This is a genomic window from Pseudonocardia pini, from assembly GCF_013870575.1.
GTDB lineage: Bacteria > Actinomycetota > Actinomycetes > Mycobacteriales > Pseudonocardiaceae > Pseudonocardia > Pseudonocardia pini.
In genome coordinates, this window is sequence record NZ_JACBXB010000920.1 from 1 (window position 1) to 1,944 (window position 1,944).

At 74.2% G+C, this 1,944-nt stretch carries 2 protein-coding genes and 1 pseudogene; all 3 read left to right on the plus strand.

Annotation, left to right across the window (positions count from 1 at the left end; genetic code table 11):
• On the plus strand, positions 1-606 hold a 606-nt coding region (locus H5J29_RS30810; RefSeq protein WP_181784459.1), incomplete at its 5' end, for an efflux RND transporter periplasmic adaptor subunit.
• An 87-nt stretch (positions 607-693) separates the two neighbouring features.
• Positions 694-1,686 carry a permease gene (locus tag H5J29_RS30815; protein ID WP_376768595.1) on the plus strand — a complete coding sequence of 331 codons (993 nt, stop codon included), beginning with the start codon at positions 694-696 and terminating at the stop codon, positions 1,684-1,686.
• A 1-nt stretch (position 1,687) separates the two neighbouring features.
• Positions 1,688-1,944 (plus strand): annotated as a pseudogene (locus tag H5J29_RS30820) (TIGR03943 family putative permease subunit); the annotation flags it as partial.

Genomic DNA, 1,944 nt, shown 5'->3' on the forward strand with positions numbered 1-1,944 from the left:
GTCGGTGAGACCTTCTCGACCGAGCCCTACGGCACCGACGCCCGCATCCCCGCCGCCGTCGGCACCACCGCCGCGGTCGGCACGGCCTCCCCCACCGGCGGCCCCCTCATCACGCTGAACGACCTGACCACCTTCCAGCTGGTCGTCCCGTTCGAGGAGAGCGACGCCGCGAAGATCGTGGCGAACCAGCCCGTCGACGTCACCGCCGACGCGGTCCCCGGGCTGACGGTGCCCGGGACCGTGGTGGCCGTCGCGCCGACCGCCGACCAGATCTCGGGCGTGGTCAGCTACTACGCGACCATCGTGCTCAACGGTGGCGACCCCCGGCTCAAGGACGGGCAGACCGCCCAGGCCGTGGTCCGCACCGAGTCCCGCGACGACGTGCTCCGGGTGCCGACCGCCGCGGTCCGGCAGGGCGACGAGGCCTCCACCGTCACGGTCCCCGGCGCCGACGGCTCCACGACCAGGACCTTCACCTCCGGGCTGGTGGGTGACGAGTTCACGGAGGTCCGGTCCGGACTCGCCGAGGGCCAGCAGGTCCTCCTGCCCTCCGCCACCGTCCAGGCCTCCCAGGGCGGAGCGGGCGGCGGAGGCGGACCGAACTGACCGCGACGGCCAGGGTGGGGGCGATCGCCGCGGCGCCCCACGCCGGTTCGTCGAATCAGCCCCGTGGCGGTGTGGTCGTCTGGAACGATCAGCACCGTGTCCCGGACCCTCACACGTCCCGCGCGAGTGTGGTCGCTCCCGATCCTGTGCCTGGTCCTCCTGGCGTCGTTCCCGTTGCGGCCGGTGCTCGCCGAGGCGATGGCCGAGCCCGCGGTGGGCATCGCGGCGACGGTGTTCGTGGCCGTGGTCGTCCAGGCACTGCCGTTCCTCGTCCTCGGTGTCCTGCTCTCCGGCGCGCTCACCGCGTTCGTCTCCCCCGCCGCGCTGCGCCGGTTCCTCCCGTCCCGCCCCGCCGCCGCGGTGCCGGTGGCGGGCCTCGCGGGCGTCGCCCTCCCCGGCTGTGAGTGCGCCTCGGTCCCGGTCGCGCGCAGGCTGATCGGCCAGGGCGTGCCGGACGCGGCCGCGCTGACCTTCCTGCTCGCCGCACCGGCGGTGAACCCGGTCGTCATCGTGGCCACGCTCGTCGCGTTCCCGAACGAGCCCCGGATGGCCCTCGCCCGCTTCCTGGGCGCTCTCGCCACCGCCTGTGTGACGGGCTGGCTGTGGCAACGGTTCGGACGCCCCGAGTGGATCCTCGACCGGGTCCGCCGCACCCCGCACACCGCTCCCGGCACGCGCCGCTGGACCGTGTTCGCGGAGACCGCCCGCCACGACCTGGTCTCGGCGGGCGGGTTCCTCGTCCTCGGGGCCCTGTTCTCCGCCGTGCTGACGGTGTTCGTCCCCGCCTCGTGGACCGCCACCCTCGCCGGGAACCTCGTCCTCGCCGTCGTCGTCATGGCGCTGCTCGCCGTGGTGCTGGCGTTGTGCAGCGAGGCGGACGCCTTCGTGGCCGCGTCCCTCACGGCGCTCCCGTTGCTGCCCCGGCTGGTCTTCCTCGTCGTCGGGCCCGCTGTCGACGTGAAGCTGTTCGCCCTGCAGGTGGGGACCTTCGGCCGCGCCTTCGCGGCCCGGTTCGCGCCGACGACGTTCGTGGTCGCCGTGCTCTGTGCGCCGGCCGCCGGGCTCGTGGTGGGGATCTGACGTGCACCGCGACACGCAGAACGTCATCCTGCTGCTCCTCGGCGGCACGATGATCCGGATCAGCACGGACGACACCGTGCTCCGCTACGTCCGCCCGGACCACCGCTGGTGGGTCCTCGCCGGCGGGGTCGTGATCGTCGTGCTCGCCGCCGTGGCCGCCGTACGGGACCATCTGCCCCGCCTGCTCGGCCGACCCACGCCCCCGGAGCAGCACTCCGACCACGACCACACCGAGCGGTTCGCCCCGTGGCTGATGGT